The sequence below is a fragment of the Arthrobacter sp. TmtSoilC79 genome (assembly GCF_059739405.1).
Map to the genome: position 1 here is coordinate 2398582 of NZ_AP046051.1, position 20553 is coordinate 2419134.

Sequence of the window (20553 nt, forward strand, 5' to 3'; positions counted from 1 at the left end):
GCTGTAAGGGGTAATGGCAGGGACTCCCTTAGCCGGACAAAAGAATTACCGTAGGAGCTATGGACAACCGGACCGAGACCCGCGACTTCCTTTCCACCAGGAGGGCGAAGCTGACTCCGGAGCAGGCTGGACTTGCCGTCTATGGCGGCAACCGCCGCGTTCCGGGACTTCGCCGGGGCGAAGTGGCCATGCTGGCTGGTGTGAGCGTGGAGTATTACACCCGCCTTGAACGCGGAAACCTGGCCGGGGCCTCGGAGAGCGTCCTGGAATCGCTCGCCGGCGCCCTGCAGCTCGACGACGCCGAGCGCGCCCATCTCTTCGACCTCGCCCGTGCAGCCAGCGACGGCGGCAAATCCCGGCGTCGTCCGGTCCGGAAGCAATCGATCAGGCAGGGCGTACAACTAACCTTGGATGCGATTACCGGTGCCCCTGCCTTTGTGCACAACGGCCGCTTGGACATCCTCGCGGCCAATGCAATGGGCCGGGCGTTGTACTCCGATATCTTCGACAGTCCGGCCGGTCCCCCAAACCTTGCCCGCTTCCTGTTCCTGGACCCCCGCAGCCACGATTTCTATGCGGACTGGGAACGCGCCGCCAACGACACCGTGGCCATGCTGAGGACTGAAGCCGGCCGCGATCCCTATGACCGGGGATTGAGTGACCTGGTTGGTGAGCTGTCCACGCGCAACGAGGCTTTTCGAGTCCGGTGGGCATCCCACAACGTCCGGCTCCACTTCAGCGGCAAGAAGCAGTTCCGGCACCGGCTGGTAGGCGACCTTCACGTGGTGTACGAAGCACTGGGGCTGTCCGCGGACTCTGGCCTGACATTGACCGTATACAACGCCGAGCCCGGTACAGGCACCGCGGACGCCTTTCAGCTCCTGGCAAGCTGGGCAGCGACGACCCCGGCACAATCAGGGGACTCCGAGCCACTCAGTCACTACCAGTAGGCCTCCTTCAAAAGAATCAGGCATGTTTCATCAATGGGGAGTACGGCTGTCCGGAGTGTTCGGGACTGATCGTTTACCTATGGTGCATTGACCGCTCCGTAAGCTCCACCAATAATTGTGGGAAGCGCTTTCCCCAATCCCTCAGCACGGAGCGACGTGAATCCCGAGCATCACCTCAACTACGACTACTCCCCCTGGACTTTCTGGACTTCCGCCTCGCAGTCCGAACGGGAGGCGCAGCACGCCTACCACAAGGATTTCATCCAACGGACTGGAGCCACTATCGGTGAGGGAGCATTCCTCTCGCCCAAGGCAAGCATCGACCCTGATTCCCTCTGCATCGGCGAGCGATCCTTCATTGCCGCCCATGCCTACGTCACAGGCACCATCACCATGGGCAACGACTGCACCGTCAACGCCTTCACCGTAGTGCGGGGAAATATCACCATGGGCGACGGAGTGAGAATCGGTGCACACACGTCCATTCTGGGCTTCAACCACTCCATGGATCCGGCCGAACCTGTCTTCAGGCAGCCCTTGACCAGCAAAGGAATCCGGATCGGAGACGACGTCTGGATTGGCTCCAACGTGGTGGTCCTTGATGGAGTCCGCGTGGGCTCCCATGCCGTCTTGGCTGCGGGAGCGGTGGTCACCAAGGACGTACCTGATTGGTCCATTGTGGGCGGCAATCCGGCACGTCGGATCCGGGACCGTCGGGATCCCGCTGCCGCCCCCACTCCCGATCTCCCCGAGACGGACGCGGATGCCGGCAAAGGGCTGCCAGCCGCGCTGGCCTCGTTCGCCGATGCGGCCCGCACCGATGCTCCGCTGATTCTTTCCCGGAACTGGACCGACTCTGGCGGTGGCCGCTACGTGGACGGTCCGCAAAAGGCGCCCACCGTCAGGGCGCACTGTGATGCCATCGAGATCGCGGACCTCCTGCTGGGTACCGTCCCTGCGCAGCTCTCTCGGGAGGAACACATCGAACGTTTGCAGTCCCTCCAGGATCCAGGCACAGGGTTGCTGCCGGAGCTTGGGTCCAACCATTTCAGCTCCGATGCTCCGCTGGTCTTCGGAGAGGGGCCGGCAACCTATCACGTCCTCTCAGCCGGTTATGCGCTGAATCTCCTGGGCAGCCGGTTCCGGCATCCAGTGCACTCCGTGTCAACCATGGATCCGGCAACATTGCTCTCTTCCTTGGATGCGCTGCCCTGGCATGAGGAAGCGTGGGGATCAGGGGCATGGGTAGATGCATGGGGCACTGCAGCTTACTGGAACCTTGAACAGGAACATCCGAACTCCGTTGGTTCGTTGGAGGCCCTGTTCGGTTGGTTGATGACTCACGTCAACCCCTTGGCAGGAACGTGGGGTACGCCTACTGCCAGCACGCGGCTCAAAGTAGTCAATGGGTACTACCGCCTTACCCGCGGCACTTTCGCCCAATATGGCGTCCCTGTGCCCCATGTTGAGCGCTTGGTGGACACTGTGCTCGCGCACTCCGGCGACGAACGGTATTTCGCTCCCGGAAAGCAGAATGCCTGCAATGTCCTGGACGTCGTCCACCCCTTCTGGCTTGCATCCAAGCAGACTTCCCATCGTCGGGCGGAGATGAACAGTTGGGCCCACGTTCAGCTGGAGGAAGCGCTCGGCTGGTGGCATCCAGGCCAAGGAATGGCCTTCAGCGCCGACCCTGGGAGTGGACCGGACCACCTGCCGACTCTTCAGGGAACTGAGATGTGGCTGTCCATTACCTGGTACCTCGCTGACCTCCTGGGCCACGCCGGGGCATTGGGATACCGTCCACGTGGCGTACATCGTCCCGAACCTGCGTGGAAGCTGCCGGGCTTTTCTCCCGGTAACCAGCGGGGGAACAAGGATTCCCCCGGGGCCGCCCGGAGGAATCCTTGAATCACCCCGACAGCGGGTCAACCCGCTGGCGAGTCAGCCTGTCAACGGTTTAACCGCCAGCCTTAGCGGCCGCCTCCCCCGATGACGCCGGCTTCAACGGCCTTGGCCACGGCATCGGCTTCTGCCTGTGTGAGCTTGCCGTCAGTGACTGCCTTGTCCAGCCGCGTTTTCAGTGCAGCGGACCGCTCCGCAGTGGCGTCAGCCCGGATCTCCTCCAAGGCTGTGGTGACCTTCGCTTCATCCACGCCCAACGCTTCGGCCAGGGACTTTGCAAGGGCGGCGTCCTGGGCCGTCCGGTCCGGCTTGGCGCCTTCGGTTCCTTCGGCCGGCGGGGTTGTGGGCTTGTTTGCCTCCCGGAAGGCCTTCAGGGCCTCGGTGACCTTTGACTCCTCGACGCCCAGCTTGCTGGCCAACTGAGTGGCAATCTGGCCGCCGTCGCGTCCGTGGCCGTGGCCTCCGCCCGGACGCCCACCCACGTCAGAAGGCTTGCCCGCATCCGCGGAAGAAGTAGCCGCCGGCGATGGTGTGGTGGCTGCGGTCGCGATGCTGGTTACTCCAAGGCCTGCGCCCAATGCCAGGGCTCCGGCCGCAACGCCCAGCGTAATTCTCTTGGTTTTCGACATGTACCTCTCCTCGATGAGCCGTTGGTACGGCTGGTGTCTGAGGGACGGGCGTGAGCGCCGTCCTCTTTCAACAATGAGAGGACAACCCCAGCCCACGCTGTCGCGAACCTGTCATTCGCCTGTGAAAATGAACGTCAGGCTGTGAGGGCCCTCAGTGGATCCTGTCGAGGGCGTCCATGAGCCGCTTGGCCGAGCCTCCCAGATTCCACTCGGTGGCAAGTTTTTCGAGCTCCTCGCGTGCAGCCCCGGCAACGGGACGCAGTTCAGCGCCCGCGTCCTCAAGTGTGGGTACTTTGAGGTCCCGCACTACGTTGACGACGGCGGGGGCTACTTTAAGGTAGTCCGCCGCTGCCGAGAGTTTGGCCCGTATGGAAGCGGATAACCCGCTGTCGGGGTCTTCAGCCGCTTCGAGCAGGCCTTCCAACGAGCCGTGCACGCCCAGCAGGGACGCTGCCGTCTTCTCCCCGATTCCCGCCACACCTGGCAGTCCGTCGGAAGCATCTCCGCGGAGGGTGGCGAAATCAGCGTATTGGGCGGGCAGGACACGGTACTTTCCCACGACGACGACGTCGGTGAGAACTTCCAGGTTTTTCATCCCGCGGGCTGTGTAAATGACGCGGACCGCGCGTTCGTCGTCGACCAGTTGGAAAAGGTCGCGGTCGCCGGTGACCACATCCGTGGGAAAGGTTGCCCGGCTCGCATAGGTCCCAATGACGTCATCGGCCTCGTGCTCGTCAACGCCCACAACGGCGATTCCGGCCAGGTCCAGTACCCGGCGGATCATGGGAATCTGGGCTTCCAAGGGGTCCGGGACCACTTCGACGTCAGGGCCGTGCTCGATGATCTCCGCAACCCTGTGCGATTTGTAGCTGGGAATCAAGTCCACGCGCCATTGCGGCCGCCAGTCATTGTCCCAACAGGCGACCACGTGGGTCGCTTCGTAGTCAGTGGTGAGGCGGGCGATCATGTCCATCAGCCCCCGAACAGCATTAACGGGGGTCCCGTCCGGGCGGCGTATGGAATCGGGAATGCCATAAAAGGCTCGGAAGTACAGCGAAGCGGTGTCCAGCAGCATCAGTCGGGGCATACCTGATCCTGACATGCCGAAGGTCCTTTGGGCAGGAACCTCACGGGCATCGAACAGAAGGGGGCGCAAAAGACTTGAACGCCACTGTGAGCCGCATTACGATTGACTGAGCGATAATTGAACACGTTGTTCTATTATCGAACACCACCAGCCGCTATGGCCCACGAAGAAGTGAGGAAAGCCCGTGCAGTTTCACCACCACGGTTATGTATCCGGTGACCCGCGAGTCGAGCCCGCAGCCGGCGTCGGAATTAACCGCCCAGCCGAGCTTCCTGACGAAGTAGACGTCCTCATTGTCGGTACCGGCCCCGCCGGAATGCTCACCGCTGCGCAACTGTCCCAGTTTCCGGAGGTGACAACCCGCATTGTGGAACGTCGCCCTGGTCGCTTGGCCATTGGCCAGGCCGATGGCATCCAGGCCCGGAGTGTCGAGACTTTCCAGGCGTTCGGTTTCGCCGAGCGGATCATCGCAGAGGCCTACCGCATCACGGAGATGGCCTTCTGGAAGCCGGATCCGGCCGACCACTCACGCATTGTGCGGGCCGCCCGGGCCGTGGATGATCCTGCCGGCATCAGCGAGTTCCCGCACCTGATCGTGAACCAAGCCCGTGTGCTGGACTATTTCGCAGAATTCATGGCCAACTCCCCCGCCCGCATGACTCCCGATTATGGCTACGAATTCCAAGGCCTCAAGGTCACCGGCGACGGGGATTACCCGGTCGCCGTGACCTTGGCCCACACATCCGGGCCCCATGAAGGCCAGGAACGGATCATCCGGGCAAAGTACGTCGTGGGTGCAGACGGCGCCCGCAGCAAGGTCCGCGAGTCCATCGGCTGCCACCTTGCCGGGGACCAGGCCAACCATGCGTGGGGTGTCATGGACGTCCTCGCTGTCACCGACTTCCCGGATATCCGTACCAAATGCGCCATCCAGTCCGGCAGTGGCGGCAGTATCCTGCTGATCCCACGCGAAGGCGGCCACCTGTTCCGCATGTACGTGGACCTGGGGGAAGTGGACCCCAATGACAAAGGGGCCGTGCGCAAGACCTCCATCGAACAGATCATCCAAAAGGCCAACGACATCCTCCACCCTTACACGCTGGATGTGCGCAACGTTGCGTGGCACAGCGTCTACGAGGTAGGCCACCGGCTCACGGACAGGTTCGACGACGTCCTGCCGGAGGAGCGCGGCACGCGTACCCCGAGGGTGTTCATCACCGGCGATGCCTGCCACACCCACAGCGCCAAGGCCGGCCAGGGCATGAACGTTTCCATGCAGGATGGTTTCAACATCGGCTGGAAGCTTGGACATGTCCTTGAGGGACGCAGCCCCGAAAGCCTCCTGGACACCTACTCGGCCGAGCGGCAGGTTGTAGCCAAGAACCTGATCGACTTCGACAAGCAGTGGTCCACCCTGATGGCCAAGAAGCCCGAAGAATTCGAAGACCCTGCAGAGCTGGAAACTTTCTACACCAGCACCGCCGAGTTCCCTGCAGGTTTCATGACCCAGTACGACCCTTCCCTGGTCATCGCCGAGGCAAAGCATCAGGGCCTTGCCACCGGCTTCCCGGTTGGCAAGCGCTTCAAATCTGCCCCGGTACTGCGGGTCTGCGACACCAATCCCATGCACTTGGGGCACCACGCCAAGGCGGACGGCCGCTGGCGGATCTATGTCTTCGCCGACGCCGCCTTGGCAGGCGCCCCGGGCCCTGTGGCGGACTTTGCCGAGTGGATCGCGAACTCGCCTGACTCGCCGTTGGCTGCTACGCCGTCGGATGCTGACCGCGACGCATGGTTCGATCTGAAGGTGATCTACCAGCAGGACCATACCAAGGTGGACATCAACGCCGTACCGGCTGCCTTCAAACCCACAGTCGGACCATTCAAGCTGACCTACCTTGAAAAAGTCTTTGGCACCGATGCCAACGCGGACATCTTCGACCTGCGTGGCATCAGCCGCGACGGAGCCGTAGTGGTGGTCCGCCCCGACCAGTACGTCGCCAACATCCTGCCCCTGTCCGGCACGGCTGAGCTCGGCGGGTTCTTTGCCCCCTTGCTGGCTTCCCGGCCGGGAGCGGGACTCCTTCGCGCATAAAGAGCACGCATCCCCTTTGGCGGGATGATAACTGCCGGCAGGCCGCAAAGCCTGCCGGCAGTTGCGTTTAAGGACCCGGACGGAAGGTCGGCTGTAACGAACATTGTTGCCCAGAGCGCTCTGGCAACGCCCTGAAGCGGGGACGACAATGAGGTGGTGGTCCCTCACAGCAACGTGGGCGGCGACACGATGCCCCCGGCCGCCCGCAAGATCCAGCGCGTCTACCTCACCCTGACGCTGGGCAACACCATCGCGGCCTCTTTCATCTGGGGCATCAATACGCTTTTCCTGCTGGACGCCGGGCTGAGCAACCTGGAGGCGTTCGCCGCCAATGCTTTCTTCACCGTGGGAATGGTGCTGTTCGAGATCCCCACCGGCGTCATTGCTGACGGTTGGGGCCGGAGGGTTTCCTTCCTGCTGGGCACCGTCACCCTCGCCGCATCCACCTACCTCTACTTTGCTCTGTGGCAGGTCCAGGCGCCCTTCTGGATGTGGGCTGTGGTGTCGGTCCTGCTGGGCTTGGGCTTCACCTTCTTCTCCGGCGCCGTGGAAGCCTGGTTGGTGGATGCGCTGCGGTTCTCCGGCTACGAGGGCGGACTGGAATCAGTCCTGGGCCGGGGGCAGATGGTGCAGGGCGTTGCCATGTTGGCAGGCTCGATCGCCGGAGGCGCCATTGCCCAAGCAACCAACCTGGGGGTGCCTTTCCTCCTGCGTGTTGTTGTCCTGGTTGCCATGTTCGCCGTGGCCTTCACCTTGATGCACGACGTCGGATTCTCGCCTGAGCGTTCGACGCATCCCCTTCGGGCCACCCGGGCAGTGCTGTCCGCATCCATTGATAATGGCCTGAAGAATCCGCCGGTCCGCTACGTGATGTTGGCAGCCCCCTTCAGCGCCGGCGTCGGCATTTATGTCTTCTACGCACTGCAGCCTTATCTTCTGGACCTCTTTGGCGATCCTCGCGCCTACTCCATTGCCGGGCTGGCCGCAGCAATCGTAGCGGGCTCGCAGATCCTGGGCGGCTGGCTTGCTCCCCATGCCCGGCGGCTCTTCCACAAACGCACGTCCGTCCTGGTATTCGGCGGCATCATGGGGGCGGCCAATCTTGTGGTCCTTGGCTTCACGAACAATTTCTGGGTCGCGCTGGCGTTGCTGGTGCTCTGGGGGGTGGTGGGTTCCGCGGCCACGCCGGTCCGTCAGGCCTATGTCAATGACATGATCCCTTCCAAACAACGGGCAACTGTCCTCAGCTTCGATTCGCTCATGGGATCAAGCGGCGGGGTCGTCATCCAGCCACTCCTGGGCCGTACAGCCGACCTCTATGGTTACCCGCTGTCCCTGGCCACGGCCGGCGTGATCGAACTCATTGCCGTGCCGTTCCTGCTGGCCAGCCGAAAGCAAGGATCTGCTGCAGACCGGGGCAGCACGACGGGCGGCACTGCAGGAGAACAAGCCGCGTCCTGAGCTGGAGGATGGCAGCCGGCTAGCTTCCCGCGCGCTCAGAAACAAGGACCGGATGCGCGGTCACAGGGAAAATCAGGTGCAGCTGCGAACAGGCTCTCTGGACTACAGAGCGGAGCCAGGCATTGGCGGGATCCTCGGTCTGGGAGGGATGCCAGTACATGGCCTCAACCAGCGCCGCTTCCAGCTTTTGCTCGAAGTCCAGCACTTCGATACTGGCCCCCCGCCGGGCCCTGGATGCCAGCATCCGCGGGACCAGGGCCACCAGGTCCGTACCCTCAACCAGCAGGGGCAGGGACAGGAAGCCGGCCACCGTTGCTGCCACCCGGCGTCGAACGCTCCGCGACTCAAAGAGTTTGTCAGCGGGAGTGCTGATTCCCTCACCGAAGTACCCCACGGCATGTGGCAGCTCCACCAGGTCTGCGAGTGTCACTTCCGGCCTCTGCAGCAGCGGATTGCCGGCGTCGACCACTGCTACAAAGCTGTCGCGGAACAACTGTTTGGATTCGCCCTGCATCTTGTATCCGGTTGGCCCCACCAGCAAGTCCATTTTGGAGTACTCTGCCATCGTCCCGGCAAGGCCCGAGGTCGGAACGAAATCCACCAGGACCCCGGGCGCTTCCTGTTGCAGGATGCCCCGCAACGGCCCAACAATCAAGGCCGCCGCGTAGTCCGAAGCGGCAATGACAAACTCCCGGGAACTCGTGGCGGCATCAAAACCCGAACGGACGCGGGTGGCCCGCTGGACGTGGAGCATGGCTTCATCGACCAACGGAACCAAAGACTGCGCAAACGGAGTGAGATCGTAGGTGCGGCCATGGCGGACCAGCAGTTCGTCGTCGAAATGCCTCCTCAGCCTGGCCATGGCCGCGCTGGTGGCCGGCTGGCTGAGCTGGAGTCGCTCGGCGGCCCGGGACACATTCCGCAGTTCCAGCAGCACCTGGAGTTGGGGCAGCAGGTTCAGGTCCAGGTTCTTCATCCCCCTAGGTTATCCAGCCTCCGGCCTCCTCAGTGGCTCAACGGCACAAGGCGGGGCCCCGGACCAGGACCAGCAATAGTGCCAGGGCACAAGCAATGCCCAACGCCCCGAGGGCCAGTGCCAGGTTGCCCAGCGCTGCAGCGGTTGCCCCCAGCACGATGGGCGTCAGGAATTGGCCAATGAACAGGGCTCCGGTCCAGATGCCGGTGCCCCGTCCGCGCTGGGAGAAATCAAGTCCACTGACTGCCCAGGTCAACAACGTTGGCAACAACACACCCGTCCCGGCACTGGCGATGACTGCGCCAAGGATTGCCAGCGGAACACTGCCTGCCACGGAGACAACGCAAAGCCCGACGGCGGCAAGGCCGAAGGCGCCTGCCAACAGTTTTCGGGTTCCCAACGTGGCAAGGAAGCGGAAGGAAATTGCCCCCGCTGCCGTGGCCAATGAAGCGATCGCGGCGGCTCCGCCGATGAGGGCAGCATCCTGGACGCCCAACCCTGCCATGACGTACGGCAGGTGGACGATCAGCGCGTAGAAGACAATGCCCCCGAACAGCGTCACGGCAGCAGGCGCTCCTATCCGGCGCCAGGGCACCGGCTGTTTTACTGCTGACCCGCCCGGGACGTTTACTGCACCCTGGTTTCTGGCCGGCTCCCAAAGCTTGAAGACCATGGGGACCACCAGCACAGCGCCGGCGGCGTAAAGCCAGAACGGCGTCCGCCAACTGATGCTGCCCAAGGCCCCGCCCAAGGCAAAGAAGGCCGTTGCGGCAAGCGCGCTGACCATGGTTTGGAGGCCCAGGTATTTGTTCCTTTGCAGCCCCGCGTAGTAGTCGGTGATCAGGGTGGTGCAGCAGGTCATGATGGCGGCTTCGGCTATACCGACGCCGATCCTTGAGACGGCAATGGATTCAAGGGTGTCCAACCACAGTGGAGCCGTACCAAAGAGTGAATAGGCCAGCATGGCGAAGATCAGCAGCTGCTTTCGTCCGATCCTGTCGGCGACGTAGCCTGCCAAGGGTGAAAAGAGTGCCACGAACAGTGCTGGAAGGGTCAGGACCAGCGGCACCAGAATTGCGACACCAGCGGTATCCGCGAAAATCTGGTTCAAGGTAGGCAGGACCGGTGCCAGCAGGACCGCGCCCAATACCGGCATGCAACTTCCGGCCACAAGGAGTGCGGCCTGGACTTTGCCGGCCTCCCTGACGGAGGCCGGGCGCCGCGATCCAAGCGCAGTGGGATCAATGGTGGTCATGGGGGTGTTCCTTCGCCGTTGAAGAGTCCCCGCTACGGCCGGAGCGCCGAGGGGATGTTGATCACTGTGACAAAGCCCACGCGTGCGGTGAATACCCATTTGGGTATAGCAGGTATTCGTGCCAGTGATAGGTGCCGGTCCTGAACTATTTGTCGGGCGGATAGCTCCTATCAGATAGCTGCTCTTCTCCAAATACGTGATGTGTCTCATGGTGGTTACAGGACCTGCAGAGAACTGTCCGAGACATCAGCACTTAGAAGGAATTCATCGTGGAAACTCCCCTCTCCCATCTTGCCCACCTCGAGATCACCGCACCGGACGTCGAAGCCTCGGCACGGTTCTACGAGGAAAAGTTCGGCATGCGCATCATCGACCGCGTGGATGGCAACGTCTACCTGCGCTGCTGGGGCGACTACTACCGCTACAGCCTGGTCATCACCGAAGGCCCGGAAGCATCGCTGGGACGCATGGCATGGCGCACCAACACCCAGGCCGCACTGGAAGCAGCCGCTGCCCGTGTTGAAGCAACCGGCGTGCAGGGTACCTGGACTGCCGGTGGCCACGGCTTCGGCAAGGCCTACGAATTCACCGGTCCCTACGGACACCACATGCGCCTGTTCTATGACGTAGAGAAGTTCGTCGCCGAGCCCGGTTTCGAATCCACCTACCCTGACCGCCCCGAGCGCCGCAGCAGCCACGCAGCCGCACCGCGTTTCCTGGACCACGTCACTGTGGCTGCCTCCGATGTCCGCGGATTCGCCCAGTGGTACAACGAGGCTTTGGGATTCCGCGTCATGGCATTCGTGGACCTGGATGAAGCGCCGATCACCGTATTCTCCGTCCTGACCACCAACGAGAAGTCCCACGACCTCGGAGTGGTCCTGGACACCTCCCAGCGTGCCGGCCGCGTCAACCACATCGCTTTCTGGGTCGATGCCACCGAGGACCTGCTCCGCACGGCCGATGTGATGATGGAAAACGGCACCCCCATGGAATACGGACCATCCATCCACGGCGTGGGCGAGCAGAACTTCCTGTACTTCCGCGATCCCTCGGGCCTGCGGGTGGAGCTTAACTCCGGCGGCTACCGCAACTACGTACCGGACTGGGATGCCAACACCTGGAAGCCGTCGGAAGGTTCGAACAACTTCTACAAGAACGGTGCCATGCCGCACTCCATGACCGAATCCTTCCCGCCCGCTGAAGGCTTCACCGCCACGGAAGAGGGAGCATCGGCGGAGATGAAGGAAGCCCTCCTGAACCCCTACGCAAAGCAGGGCCGGGGCTAATGACACAGGCAAGTTATGCACTGATCCGCTTTCAGGAGCCAGGCGATACCAAGCCCAAAGCCGGCCTGGTGGTCGGAGAACGTGTCCTGCCCCTGGACGGAGACATCAATTCGATCATCCAGCACTGGGACGCAACCGAATCCGAGCTGGACGCACTGGCCGCCTCCGCGGATGCCGATGCCGGCCTGGAACTCTCCGGCGTTGAAGTCCTTGCCCCTGTGGAACCTGCACAGGTGCTGCAAACAGGTGCCAACTACCGCAAGCACGTGATCGACCTCGCCGTGGCACACCGCGATGCCGGCCAGGATGCCGAGGAGGTTCGCGCCAAGACTGCTGCCATGATGGACAAGCGTGCCGGCCAGGGCACACCGTATTTCTTCATTGGCCTTCCGACAGCCATCGCATCAGCCACCGACGACCTCACCCTCCCCGCCTACAGCAAGTCCCATGACTGGGAATTGGAACTGGCGGCCGTGATCGGCAAGGAGGCGTTCCGGATTAGCCCGGAAGAAGCCCTCGAGTACGTCTTCGGCTACACCATGGTCAATGACATCACCACCCGGGAGTACGTCTTCCGCAAGGACATGCCGGCCATCGGGTCGGACTGGTACCGGGCCAAGAATGCCCCGGGCTTCCTGCCCACCGGACCGCTTTTGGTGCCGGCCAAGTTCTTCGGGGACCCCCAGGACGTCCAGGTCACCCTGAAGCTCAACGGCAAAGCAATGCAGGATGAATCCACGCAGGACATGATCTTTGGGGTAGCCAAACTGGTCAGCGAAGCTTCCCAGACGATGCCCTTGAAGCCGGGCGACCTGGTGCTGACCGGCAGCCCTGCCGGCAACGGACAACACTGGGGCCGGCTCCTGCAGGACGGCGACGTCATGGAAGGCACCATTACCGGCCTGGGCACCCAGCTGATCCACTGCAAGGACGAGCAGTGACCACCGACGCCGTGAACGCTTCCCTGATCCAGCGGGACGATCCGATGGCCAGTATTGCCGCCGCCGCAAAGCGGTACAACAACTGGGACCGTTGGGGCGAAGGGGACGTGCTCGGGACACTGAACTTCATCGACGCCGCCAAGCGCGTGGAAGCGGCGCAGCTGGTGAGGTCCGGCGAGGCGTTCTCCTTGTCCCAGCCCTTTGATACCAACGGCCCCCAGAAGGGATGGCGCCGGCGGACAAACCCCGTCCACACCATGACAGACACCGGCGTCGACGCCGAGCGGGGAAACCAAGGATTCCCGCACGGCTTCGGCGGGGCCGATGACGTCATTGCCATGCCGCTGCAGTGCTCCACCCAATGGGACGGGCTGGGACACATCTTCGATCGCGGCAAAGCATGGAACGGCCGTGCAGCCGGGGATGTTGTCACCTCCGAGGGCGACCTCGTCACAGGAATCGAAACAGCTGCGGCAAAGATCGTGACCCGCGGTGTGCTGCTCGATGTTGGCCGGGCACTGGGTCCTGACCTGGGACGGACCGATGGCGAACTGCCGGACGGCTTTGCCATCACCCCGGAACATCTGGAACTGACCATTGAACGCCAGGGTTCCAGCGCTGAGGTTCGCCGTGGCGATATCGTGGTGATCCGGACGGGCCAGTACACCCGGGTCCGCCGAGATGGCTGGGGAGACTACGCAGGCGGGTCCGCGCCGGGGCTGTCCTTCAGCACCGCCGAATGGCTCCACGGTTCGGAAATTGCCGGAATCGCCACGGACACCTGGGGCTTCGAGGTCCGTCCCAACGAATTTGAGGGCGCATTCCAGCCGTTGCACCAGATCGCGATTCCCAACCTCGGTTTGTTCCTGGGAGAGATGTGGGATCCGGATGCGTTGGCCCATGCGTGCGCCGCGGATGGCAGGTACGACTTCATGCTGACTGCGGCCCCGCTTCCCATAACCGGAGCCGTGGGTTCGCCGGTGAATCCCATCGCAGTCCGCTGACACGCAGCCGGCCACTACAGGCAGCACAATAGGCAGTAAAGCCGTCACCACAAAGGAGTTTTCAGATGGCAGCAGTACAGAGGGTTGGAATCGTTGGAGCGGGGGCTGCGGGCCTCACTGCTGCCATCCTCCTGGCCGGGTCAGGTATCGAGGTGGAGGTTTTGGAGAAAGCGGCGGAGCCGCAAACCCTGGGCTCCGGCATTACGCTCCAGGGCAACGCCCTGCGGATCCTCCGGGACCTGGGCGTTTGGGAACAGGTACAGGGGAAAGGCTACGCGTTCAGCACCCTTGGCCTGCGGGCTCCCGATCCCGCCGGCACTGTGGTGGCGGTACTGGAGGATATCCGCACCGGCGGTGACGACCTTCCCGCAACGCTTGGGATGTACCGGCCGGACCTGACCGAAATCCTCCGCGTCCGGGCCGAAGAAGCCGGAGCCCGGATCAGTTACGGCAAGACAGTCACCGAAATAGCAGACGACGGCGCCACCGTCACTGTCCGCACTCCCGATGGCGGAAGCGCTGCCTACGACCTCCTCATAGGTGCCGACGGGCTTCATTCCTCCGTACGGTCAGCGATCGGGATCGAAGAGGGACCCAAGCCCACCGGCATGGGCATCTGGCGGGCTTTCGTTGAGCGGCCCGAAGACGTCGTCCGGACGGACCTGACCTATGGCGGCCCATGCTTCATTGCCGGCTATTGCCCCACCGGACCGGACACCATCTACGCCTACCTTGTGGAAAAGGCCCAGGAACGCAGGCATGAAGACGGCCCCAGGGTCATGTCCGAACTAGCGGCGGCCTACGGCGGTCCGTGGAACGAAATCCGCGCAAACCTGGACCACAGTGCCCGCATCAACTACACCTGGTTCACCTCGCATCTGGTCGACGGACCCTGGAACCGTGGCCGCACGGTGATCATCGGCGATGCCGCACACAGCTGCCCGCCGACCGTCGCCCAAGGTGCAGCCATGGCTTTGGAGGATGCCGCGGTCCTCGCCGAACTCCTGATCTCAGCCGACCACCTCACCGAGACACTCTGGAAAGAATTCACGGACCGTCGCTTGGACAGGGCCGCCGCCGTAGTGCGGGCCTCCGTCCAGTTGGGCCAATGGATGCTGGACGGCGTCCGGGACGCAGATGTGCCCGGCCTCATGAACTCACTTTCGACCATGCTGAAGGAACCCGCGTGAACACCGCCGCAACCAATCACCAACCCATCCTCGACGTCCACGCCCACGTCCTCATCCCAGCCCTCCAACAAACCGTGGCGAACGCGGACCCCGAGGGTTTCGCAGCCCTGCAGGCACTGGAAGTGCGGAGGAACGGACCTGAGTCCATGGCGAACTCGGGCGTCATGATCAAGGAGAGGTGGCCCCAGCTCACCGACCTCGACACGCGCCTGGCAGATATGGATGCCCAGGGGGTGGACGTCCAGCTCGTCTCTCCCTCGCCATCGCATTTCTACTACTTTGCCGGGGCCGGGCTTGCGCTGACGCTGGCCAAGCAGGCCAACGAGGCAGTACGCGGGCTGGTACAAGGGGCTCCGGACCGGTTGAACGGCTTGGGACTGGTGCCGTTGCAGCATCCGGACCTCATGGTTGAGGCCTTGGAACATGCAGTCATCGAATGCGGCCTGCAGGGCGTTGAAATTGGATCGTTTGCCGGTACGCCCGGCGATCCGGAGCACACCACCGTTGAGCTCTCCGATCCACGGCTGGAAGCCTTCTGGAGCCGGGCCGAGGAACTCGGCGCCCTCGTTTTCCTGCACCCGTTCGGCTGTTCCCTGGACGAGCGCCTGGACCGGTTCTACCTGGCCAACACCGTTTCCCAGCCTGCCGAGAACGCCGTGGCCCTTTCCCACCTCATTTTCAGCGGAGTACTGGACCGTTACCCGGGGCTTTTGATCCTTGCTGCCCACGGTGGGGGTTACCTTCCCACCACGATCGGCCGTTCCGACCATGCGTGGAGGGTACGTCCGGAGGCGCGGAAGTGCGCCGAACCGCCGTCGTCATATCTTCAGCGGATCTTCTTCGATTCCCTGGTTCACAATCCGCGCGAACTCGCCGCGCTCGTCCAGGCCGCAGGGCCCGGCCAGGTGATGCTCGGTTCCGACTACCCCTTTGACATGGGTTCGGATGACCCTGTTGGCGAGGTCCATGAGGCAGGTCTTTCCGAAGCAGATGTCGCAGGAATCCTTGCCGGGAACGCAGCCCGGCTCGGCCTGACCGCCGCCGCTGCCCTCACCGCCCGCCCCACCGCCTAAGGAAGCCGCCATGGTAAAGATCGCCCGCTGGAACTACGACGGCGGTACTCACGAAGGATTCATCGAGGACGGCAACTGCTTTGCAATGCCCGCGGGACGGACCGTTCAGCACCTGCTGCAGGCGGGCCTGGAGGAGGCATTGTCAATTGCCGCGGCAACCAGCCGGGATGTACCTCCGGTTGCCTTGCAGAAAGTCCAGTTGCTGGCCCCGCTGCTCCCTGGGACAATCCGGGATTTTGTGGCCTTCGAGGAACATGTTGAAGGGGTGCGCAAGAGCATTGATGGTGTGGCCGGCGTAGTCGACGAATGGTACGAAGCCCCTACGTTCTATTTCACCAATCCGCACACAGTGACCGGGACGGGCGAGGTCATCGGCATTCCGGCAGGTTGCAGCGAGCTGGATTTTGAGACAGAAGTTGCGGCCGTCATTGGGTACGTACCGGGCAGTGAAGGGAAGAACCTGTCCGCAGCCGACGCGCACCGGCACATCTTCGGCTACACGATCCTCAATGATTGGTCGGCGCGAGATCTCCAGAGGCGGGAGATGAAGGTCAGCCTGGGGCCGTGCAAAGGGAAGGACTTCGCCAACACCCTCGGCCCGTGGATCGTGACGGCAGATGAATTCGAGCATTTGCACGACGAGGAGGGGTTCCTGCCCCTTGCCATGTCCGTTGAGGTCAACGGCGACGCCATTGGCCAGGACCTGCTCTCCAACATGGGGTGGCCCTTCGCTGAGCTCGTGGCCTATGCGTCCCAGGACTCCGTGGTCCGGCCAGGGGACGTCCTGGGCTCGGGAACCTGTGGCAGCGGCTGCCTGGCTGAGCTTTGGGGACGGAACGGCAGCAGGACTCCGACGCCGTTGAAGACCGGGGACAGCGTAAGAATGACCGTGGACGGAATCGGCTCCATCATCAACACTGTGGGTGAGCGCCGCGAGGCCGTGACCAGGGTACCGGCCCGTTCTCGGCCCGGAACAAAAGCACGCACCGGCCAGGAAATGCGGGAGACTGTCACCAACCACTAAAAGAAAGCGCGGTCTACTTTGATTTCCCTGCAGCAGGACACTGAAGGCTTCGTCCGGATGAAAAGACACTTCCCGGGCGGCGCCTCGGTATCCATACTCTTCACCGACGGAAGCCGGGAAGTCTTTACCGGCCAACGGCTTAACGAGATCTACGATGAGGCGCTGGCTGCGTATCGGGCCGGCAACCATCTGGACGCCAAAGGATTCAACCGCGGCCCCCGCAAGAAGGTCCAGGAAACCATCGAGTTCATCCCGGTGTCCCCTGGCATGTCTGCCTAGCTAACTGCTGCCTGGCTAACTGCTGACCGGCTCACCGGCGCCGCCCGGTGGCATGCTGGACACAGAAGGGTGTCCACGGACGTGCCTCGAGCCGGGCCTCCGGTATGGCTGCCCCGCACACCTGGCAAGTGCCGTAGCTCCCCGTGGCTATCCGCTCGAGGGCGGCCTCTATCTGATCCAGACCGGCGCGGCTTTGGTCAAGGAGGGCTTCCGCCTGGGAAAGCTCGAACGCTATGGTGCTGCCCTCGGGATCGTGTTCGTCGTCCACATTGGAGTCCTGACGGGCAAGGCTTACCGACGTGATGTCGCTGCGCAGCGCCTCAACGAGCTTGAACTTGCGGTTCCGCTCCTCCTCCAGGAGGAGCCGGAACCGCTGGACGTCAACCACGGCTCAGAGGTCCACCGTTCCGCTTTCGCCCACGCTGAAGCGGGAGTTCGTAACCTTGGACTTCACCCACTGGAGCACCGTAGCGGCTGTCCCGCCGGGGCTGGTCCAGTACTCTGCCGAATCTGAGTCAACGTGCAGCAGGCAGACCTCCGGGGTTTCAGGCCCGTCCGGATACCAGGCTTCGACCACCTGGTTCCACATCTCGCGGATTTTCCGGCGGTCCGTCACAACTTCGGCGGTACCGGCCACGGAAACCCACTCCGTGTTCTTCCCAAAGGAAACATTGACGCGGGGATCCTGCCGCACGTGCGCAACCTGCGAGGTATCCAGTCCTGTGAAGAACCACATGTCGCCGTCGTCCTTGACATCCTGAACAGCGAGCGGCCGGCTGACCAGCGCGCCTTCTTCGTTGATGGTGGTCAGCATTCCGATCCTGGAGTCGTTGATAATCTCCGTCACCTTGGCAATGCCTTGCTCTTCAGTCATGTTTCCCTCAATTCTCCATGCCAGGGGACTTTCCCCAGCGGCCAGCCTAATAGTAAGTCTACTGATTTACTAGGAAGCCATGGAATCCAGCGCGGAAGCCGGAAAACAAGAGCCGGGGCACAGGTATGCTGCACCTCCCTCCGCATCGTCGTGTTGACGCTACGATCCGGCTGCAGACCCACTCAGCAATGCACGAAGCAGGGAACCCGGATCCTGGAGTTCTCCACCATGGGAAAAAACCAACCTGTCGGCAGACATGGTGGCGATCTTCCACAGGGAACGTTCGGCCTCCGCCGGATCAGCAGTGAAGGGTGCAGGCGGGCGCACCATGGTTCCGTCCATGGCGCCCACAGCGTCGCCCACGAACATCAGTCCCTCGTTTTCCAACAACAGGCTGATGTGCCCTTGGGTGTGACCGGGCGTTGAAACGACCCTCAAGCCGCGGATGAGCTGACCATCGGAAGCTCGCTGGATCTCTCCGCCAACACCCATGGCAGCGGCTTCACCATCGCCCGCCCACACTGTAACTCCTGCTGTCCTGGACAGGACATCTTCCAAACCGCCGACGTGATCCGGATGCGAATGCGTGAGCACGACGTCCGAAACGTCGCTCCAGCCCGCACCCACGTTCTCCAAACCGCGTGCGATGTCCTCCACATTTCCAGCCAAGCCGGTATCGATGAGGACAATTCCGTCAGTGGCAGGAAGAACGAAAGACCTGACATCGAAGCTGATCTCTCCAGGACCGGCCATTCCCGCAGGTAAGTGCACTTGCTGGACGACGACTTCCAGCGCCTGGCTCATGATTGCCGCTTTGCCGGCGGGCCGTCAATGACCCGCGGGATGTACTCCAGCAGCTGCGACCGGCCATCGAAGGTCCGGCTGTCCACGAGCTCCAACGCTACGTCCGGATAGCCATCGAAGATGCGCTCGCTGCCGGTCCTTCCGGTGATCACGGGAAAGACAACCAGGCGGTATCTGTCCACCAGTCCGGCGGTCAGCAGGGAGCGGCACAGGCTTATGCTGCCAAGGGTGCTCAGAATGCCTGTTCGAGTCCGCTTCAGTTCCCGTACCGCTTCCACCGCATCACCGGTAATGAGTTCGGTGTTGGCCCACGCCAAAGGTTCTTTCAAGGTGGAGGAGAAGACTATTTTGGGCAGGGCCGCCATGCCGCTCAAACTGGCGCCCTCGTCCTGCGAAAAGCCCGAATCCTCCGCACTGGTTTCCTGGGACAAGCTGGACATCACCCGGTATGTGGTGGCCCCCATCAAGGTGGTGAAGTCCTTCTTGCCTTCCTCGTCCAGCCAAGCCAGGTACTCAGGACCCTCCAGCCCCCACCACCCGGGCCAGCCCTCAGCAGATGCATAGCCATCCAAGGAAATAATCAGGTCCACCACCAGGGTTGCCGTTGACTCGCTTGCCGTTGACTCGCTCATGCGCTGCCTCCTCGGATCTACCGTGCGGGACATGCTAGCCCCGGAGCAAAGAGCCATTCAAGGGGTTGATGGTTAGAGGACCAGAAGGGCGAAGCCTCCCAGCGTACTGAGGATGCCGACGCCGGTGAGTATCCAGCCGAGGATCAACACAGTACGGTCATACCGCGGCGGCTGAAGCGAGCATCGGGAAGGATGGCAGAGGTCATAGTGGACCACCACCGCTCCCGGCTGGAAGCTGCCATCGCCGGAAGGGACATCCAACAGGATCTTGCGTTCCTCATTGGCCTGGTCAACCCAGTGCAGGCCCACGAAACCACCGGCAGCGAACCGTTCACCGTCGGCGGTCACCCAAACGCACCGGCGCCTGGCAATGATCCACGCAGTGATCAGCAACGGGACACCCGGGACGAACCCCACCCAGGTCATCATTTCCAGGATGGGGCCAAGAACGTCCACGCTACCGGCCATATGGTTGATCCTATGCGCTTGACGCCGGAGTCAGGCAAGGTCACGCAGCATAAGGCCAGGTGTCTTCGTGCCACTGGCCACTGCGTCCTGCCGGCGTGGGTGCACCGGACAGACCCACCTGAGGCGCCGGATGGTTGCGGACATGAAAGGCTTGACCCATGGACCTGGAAATTACGCCCACAGTGACAGTTCCCGCCTCGGAATTGACCTGGCGGTTTTCCCGTTCCTCAGGGCCGGGCGGACAACATGTCAACACCACCGACAGCCGGGCAGAGCTGCGATGGAACATCGCCGGAACGACAGCACTCACGGACGGGCAGCGCTACCTGTTGCTCAGACGGCTCGAGCGAAAGCTCCTTGATGGGGTCATCACCGTGACAGCCTCAGAGGAACGGTCCCAACTGCGCAACCGCGAGATCGCCTTGGCGAAACTCGCGGCAATCATCCGTTCCGGCCTTGCCCCCGAAGCCATTCGCCGCCCCTCAAAGCCCACCCGCGGCTCCGCCCGCAGGCACCGGGCCGCCAAGGAATTGAGGTCCGCCACCAAGCAACAACGACGCCGTCCTCCGGCTGAGTAGGCCGCCGAACCGTCCGGACACCCTCACGAACGCCGATAGAGT

At 62.8% G+C, this 20553-nt stretch carries 21 protein-coding genes; 12 read left to right on the forward strand and 9 right to left on the reverse strand.

Going from position 1 to position 20553, the window contains the following annotated elements; translation table 11 throughout:
* The first annotated feature begins 59 nt into the window (after nucleotides 1-59).
* Nucleotides 60-950 (forward strand): helix-turn-helix transcriptional regulator, encoded by an 891-nt coding sequence (locus AC6JA3_RS11110; protein WP_347783403.1) that lies wholly within the window; start codon nucleotides 60-62, stop codon nucleotides 948-950.
* A gap of 156 nt (nucleotides 951-1106) precedes the next feature.
* Complete coding sequence (locus AC6JA3_RS11115) at nucleotides 1107-2858, forward strand: acyltransferase (RefSeq protein ID WP_347783404.1); 1752 nt, start codon at nucleotides 1107-1109, stop codon at nucleotides 2856-2858.
* Between the two features lie 62 nt (nucleotides 2859-2920).
* On the opposite strand, the gene AC6JA3_RS11120 is transcribed toward AC6JA3_RS11115, so the two are convergent.
* Nucleotides 2921-3481, reverse strand: a complete 561-nt coding sequence (locus AC6JA3_RS11120) for a Clp protease N-terminal domain-containing protein (RefSeq protein ID WP_347783405.1) — start codon at nucleotides 3479-3481, stop codon at nucleotides 2921-2923.
* A gap of 151 nt (nucleotides 3482-3632) precedes the next feature.
* Complete coding sequence (locus tag AC6JA3_RS11125) at nucleotides 3633-4583, reverse strand: 5'-3' exonuclease (RefSeq protein WP_347783406.1); 951 nt, start codon at nucleotides 4581-4583, stop codon at nucleotides 3633-3635.
* 169 nt (nucleotides 4584-4752) lie between these two features.
* Between AC6JA3_RS11125 and AC6JA3_RS11130 the strand changes: the two genes are divergently transcribed.
* Together AC6JA3_RS11130 and AC6JA3_RS11135 are read left to right on the forward strand one after the other, a co-directional pair.
* Nucleotides 4753-6663 (forward strand): FAD-binding monooxygenase, encoded by a 1911-nt coding sequence (locus tag AC6JA3_RS11130; protein ID WP_223943085.1) that lies wholly within the window; start codon nucleotides 4753-4755, stop codon nucleotides 6661-6663.
* Nucleotides 6664-6852: 189 nt separating this feature from the next.
* Nucleotides 6853-8124, forward strand: a complete 1272-nt coding sequence (locus AC6JA3_RS11135; RefSeq protein ID WP_347783658.1) for an MFS transporter — start codon at nucleotides 6853-6855, stop codon at nucleotides 8122-8124.
* A gap of 19 nt (nucleotides 8125-8143) precedes the next feature.
* Here AC6JA3_RS11135 and AC6JA3_RS11140 read toward each other — a convergent pair whose 3' ends face one another.
* Together AC6JA3_RS11140 and AC6JA3_RS11145 are read right to left on the reverse strand one after the other, a co-directional pair.
* A complete protein-coding gene (locus AC6JA3_RS11140; RefSeq protein WP_347783407.1) occupies nucleotides 8144-9100 on the reverse strand; it encodes a LysR family transcriptional regulator in 957 nt (318 codons plus the stop codon).
* Between the two features lie 37 nt (nucleotides 9101-9137).
* Nucleotides 9138-10355: an MFS transporter gene (locus tag AC6JA3_RS11145; RefSeq protein ID WP_347783408.1), complete on the reverse strand. Its 1218-nt coding sequence runs from the start codon at nucleotides 10353-10355 to the stop codon at nucleotides 9138-9140.
* A 269-nt stretch (nucleotides 10356-10624) separates the two neighbouring features.
* Between AC6JA3_RS11145 and AC6JA3_RS11150 the strand changes: the two genes are divergently transcribed.
* From AC6JA3_RS11150 to AC6JA3_RS11180, 7 genes are all read left to right on the forward strand, one after another.
* Nucleotides 10625-11644 (forward strand): VOC family protein, encoded by a 1020-nt coding sequence (locus AC6JA3_RS11150; protein ID WP_026546732.1) that lies wholly within the window; start codon nucleotides 10625-10627, stop codon nucleotides 11642-11644.
* Nucleotides 11644-12585, forward strand: coding sequence for a fumarylacetoacetate hydrolase family protein (locus AC6JA3_RS11155; protein ID WP_347783409.1), 942 nt, complete (start codon nucleotides 11644-11646; stop codon nucleotides 12583-12585). The genes AC6JA3_RS11150 and AC6JA3_RS11155 overlap by 1 nt, the downstream gene beginning before the upstream one ends.
* A 44-nt stretch (nucleotides 12586-12629) precedes the next feature.
* Nucleotides 12630-13589 (forward strand): cyclase family protein, encoded by a 960-nt coding sequence (locus AC6JA3_RS11160; RefSeq protein ID WP_347783659.1) that lies wholly within the window; start codon nucleotides 12630-12632, stop codon nucleotides 13587-13589.
* A 65-nt stretch (nucleotides 13590-13654) separates the two neighbouring features.
* Nucleotides 13655-14779: an FAD-dependent monooxygenase gene (locus AC6JA3_RS11165; RefSeq protein ID WP_347783410.1), complete on the forward strand. Its 1125-nt coding sequence runs from the start codon at nucleotides 13655-13657 to the stop codon at nucleotides 14777-14779.
* On the forward strand, nucleotides 14776-15852 hold the full coding sequence (locus tag AC6JA3_RS11170; RefSeq protein WP_347783411.1) for an amidohydrolase family protein: 1077 nt from the start codon (nucleotides 14776-14778) through the stop codon (nucleotides 15850-15852). The genes AC6JA3_RS11165 and AC6JA3_RS11170 overlap by 4 nt, the downstream gene beginning before the upstream one ends.
* 10 nt (nucleotides 15853-15862) lie before the next feature.
* The gene (locus AC6JA3_RS11175) at nucleotides 15863-16876 is read left to right on the forward strand and encodes a fumarylacetoacetate hydrolase family protein (RefSeq protein ID WP_347783412.1); all 1014 of its coding nucleotides are present in this window, start codon (nucleotides 15863-15865) and stop codon (nucleotides 16874-16876) included.
* An 18-nt stretch (nucleotides 16877-16894) separates the two neighbouring features.
* The gene (locus tag AC6JA3_RS11180; protein ID WP_026540560.1) at nucleotides 16895-17155 is read left to right on the forward strand and encodes a hypothetical protein; all 261 of its coding nucleotides are present in this window, start codon (nucleotides 16895-16897) and stop codon (nucleotides 17153-17155) included.
* A gap of 31 nt (nucleotides 17156-17186) precedes the next feature.
* Here the strand turns inward: AC6JA3_RS11180 and AC6JA3_RS11185 are convergent, their stop codons facing one another.
* The 5 genes from AC6JA3_RS11185 to AC6JA3_RS11205 all read right to left on the reverse strand — a co-directional run bounded on the left by AC6JA3_RS11185 (nucleotide 17187) and on the right by AC6JA3_RS11205 (nucleotide 19933).
* A complete protein-coding gene (locus AC6JA3_RS11185) occupies nucleotides 17187-17543 on the reverse strand; it encodes a TraR/DksA family transcriptional regulator (protein ID WP_347783413.1) in 357 nt (118 codons plus the stop codon).
* 3 nt (nucleotides 17544-17546) lie between these two features.
* Entirely contained in the window at nucleotides 17547-18029 is a 483-nt protein-coding gene (locus AC6JA3_RS11190) for a pyridoxamine 5'-phosphate oxidase family protein (protein WP_026546725.1), read from the reverse strand.
* A 159-nt stretch (nucleotides 18030-18188) separates the two neighbouring features.
* On the reverse strand, nucleotides 18189-18833 hold the full coding sequence (locus tag AC6JA3_RS11195; RefSeq protein WP_347783414.1) for an MBL fold metallo-hydrolase: 645 nt from the start codon (nucleotides 18831-18833) through the stop codon (nucleotides 18189-18191).
* Complete coding sequence (locus AC6JA3_RS11200) at nucleotides 18830-19465, reverse strand: dihydrofolate reductase family protein (protein WP_347783415.1); 636 nt, start codon at nucleotides 19463-19465, stop codon at nucleotides 18830-18832. Before AC6JA3_RS11200 ends, AC6JA3_RS11195 begins: the two co-directional genes overlap by 4 nt.
* A 72-nt stretch (nucleotides 19466-19537) precedes the next feature.
* A complete protein-coding gene (locus tag AC6JA3_RS11205) occupies nucleotides 19538-19933 on the reverse strand; it encodes a hypothetical protein (protein ID WP_347783416.1) in 396 nt (131 codons plus the stop codon).
* A gap of 158 nt (nucleotides 19934-20091) precedes the next feature.
* Here AC6JA3_RS11205 and arfB point away from each other — a divergent pair, with 158 nt between their 5' ends.
* Complete coding sequence (gene arfB / locus AC6JA3_RS11210) at nucleotides 20092-20511, forward strand: alternative ribosome rescue aminoacyl-tRNA hydrolase ArfB (RefSeq protein ID WP_347783417.1); 420 nt, start codon at nucleotides 20092-20094, stop codon at nucleotides 20509-20511.
* Nucleotides 20512-20553 lie beyond the last annotated feature (42 nt).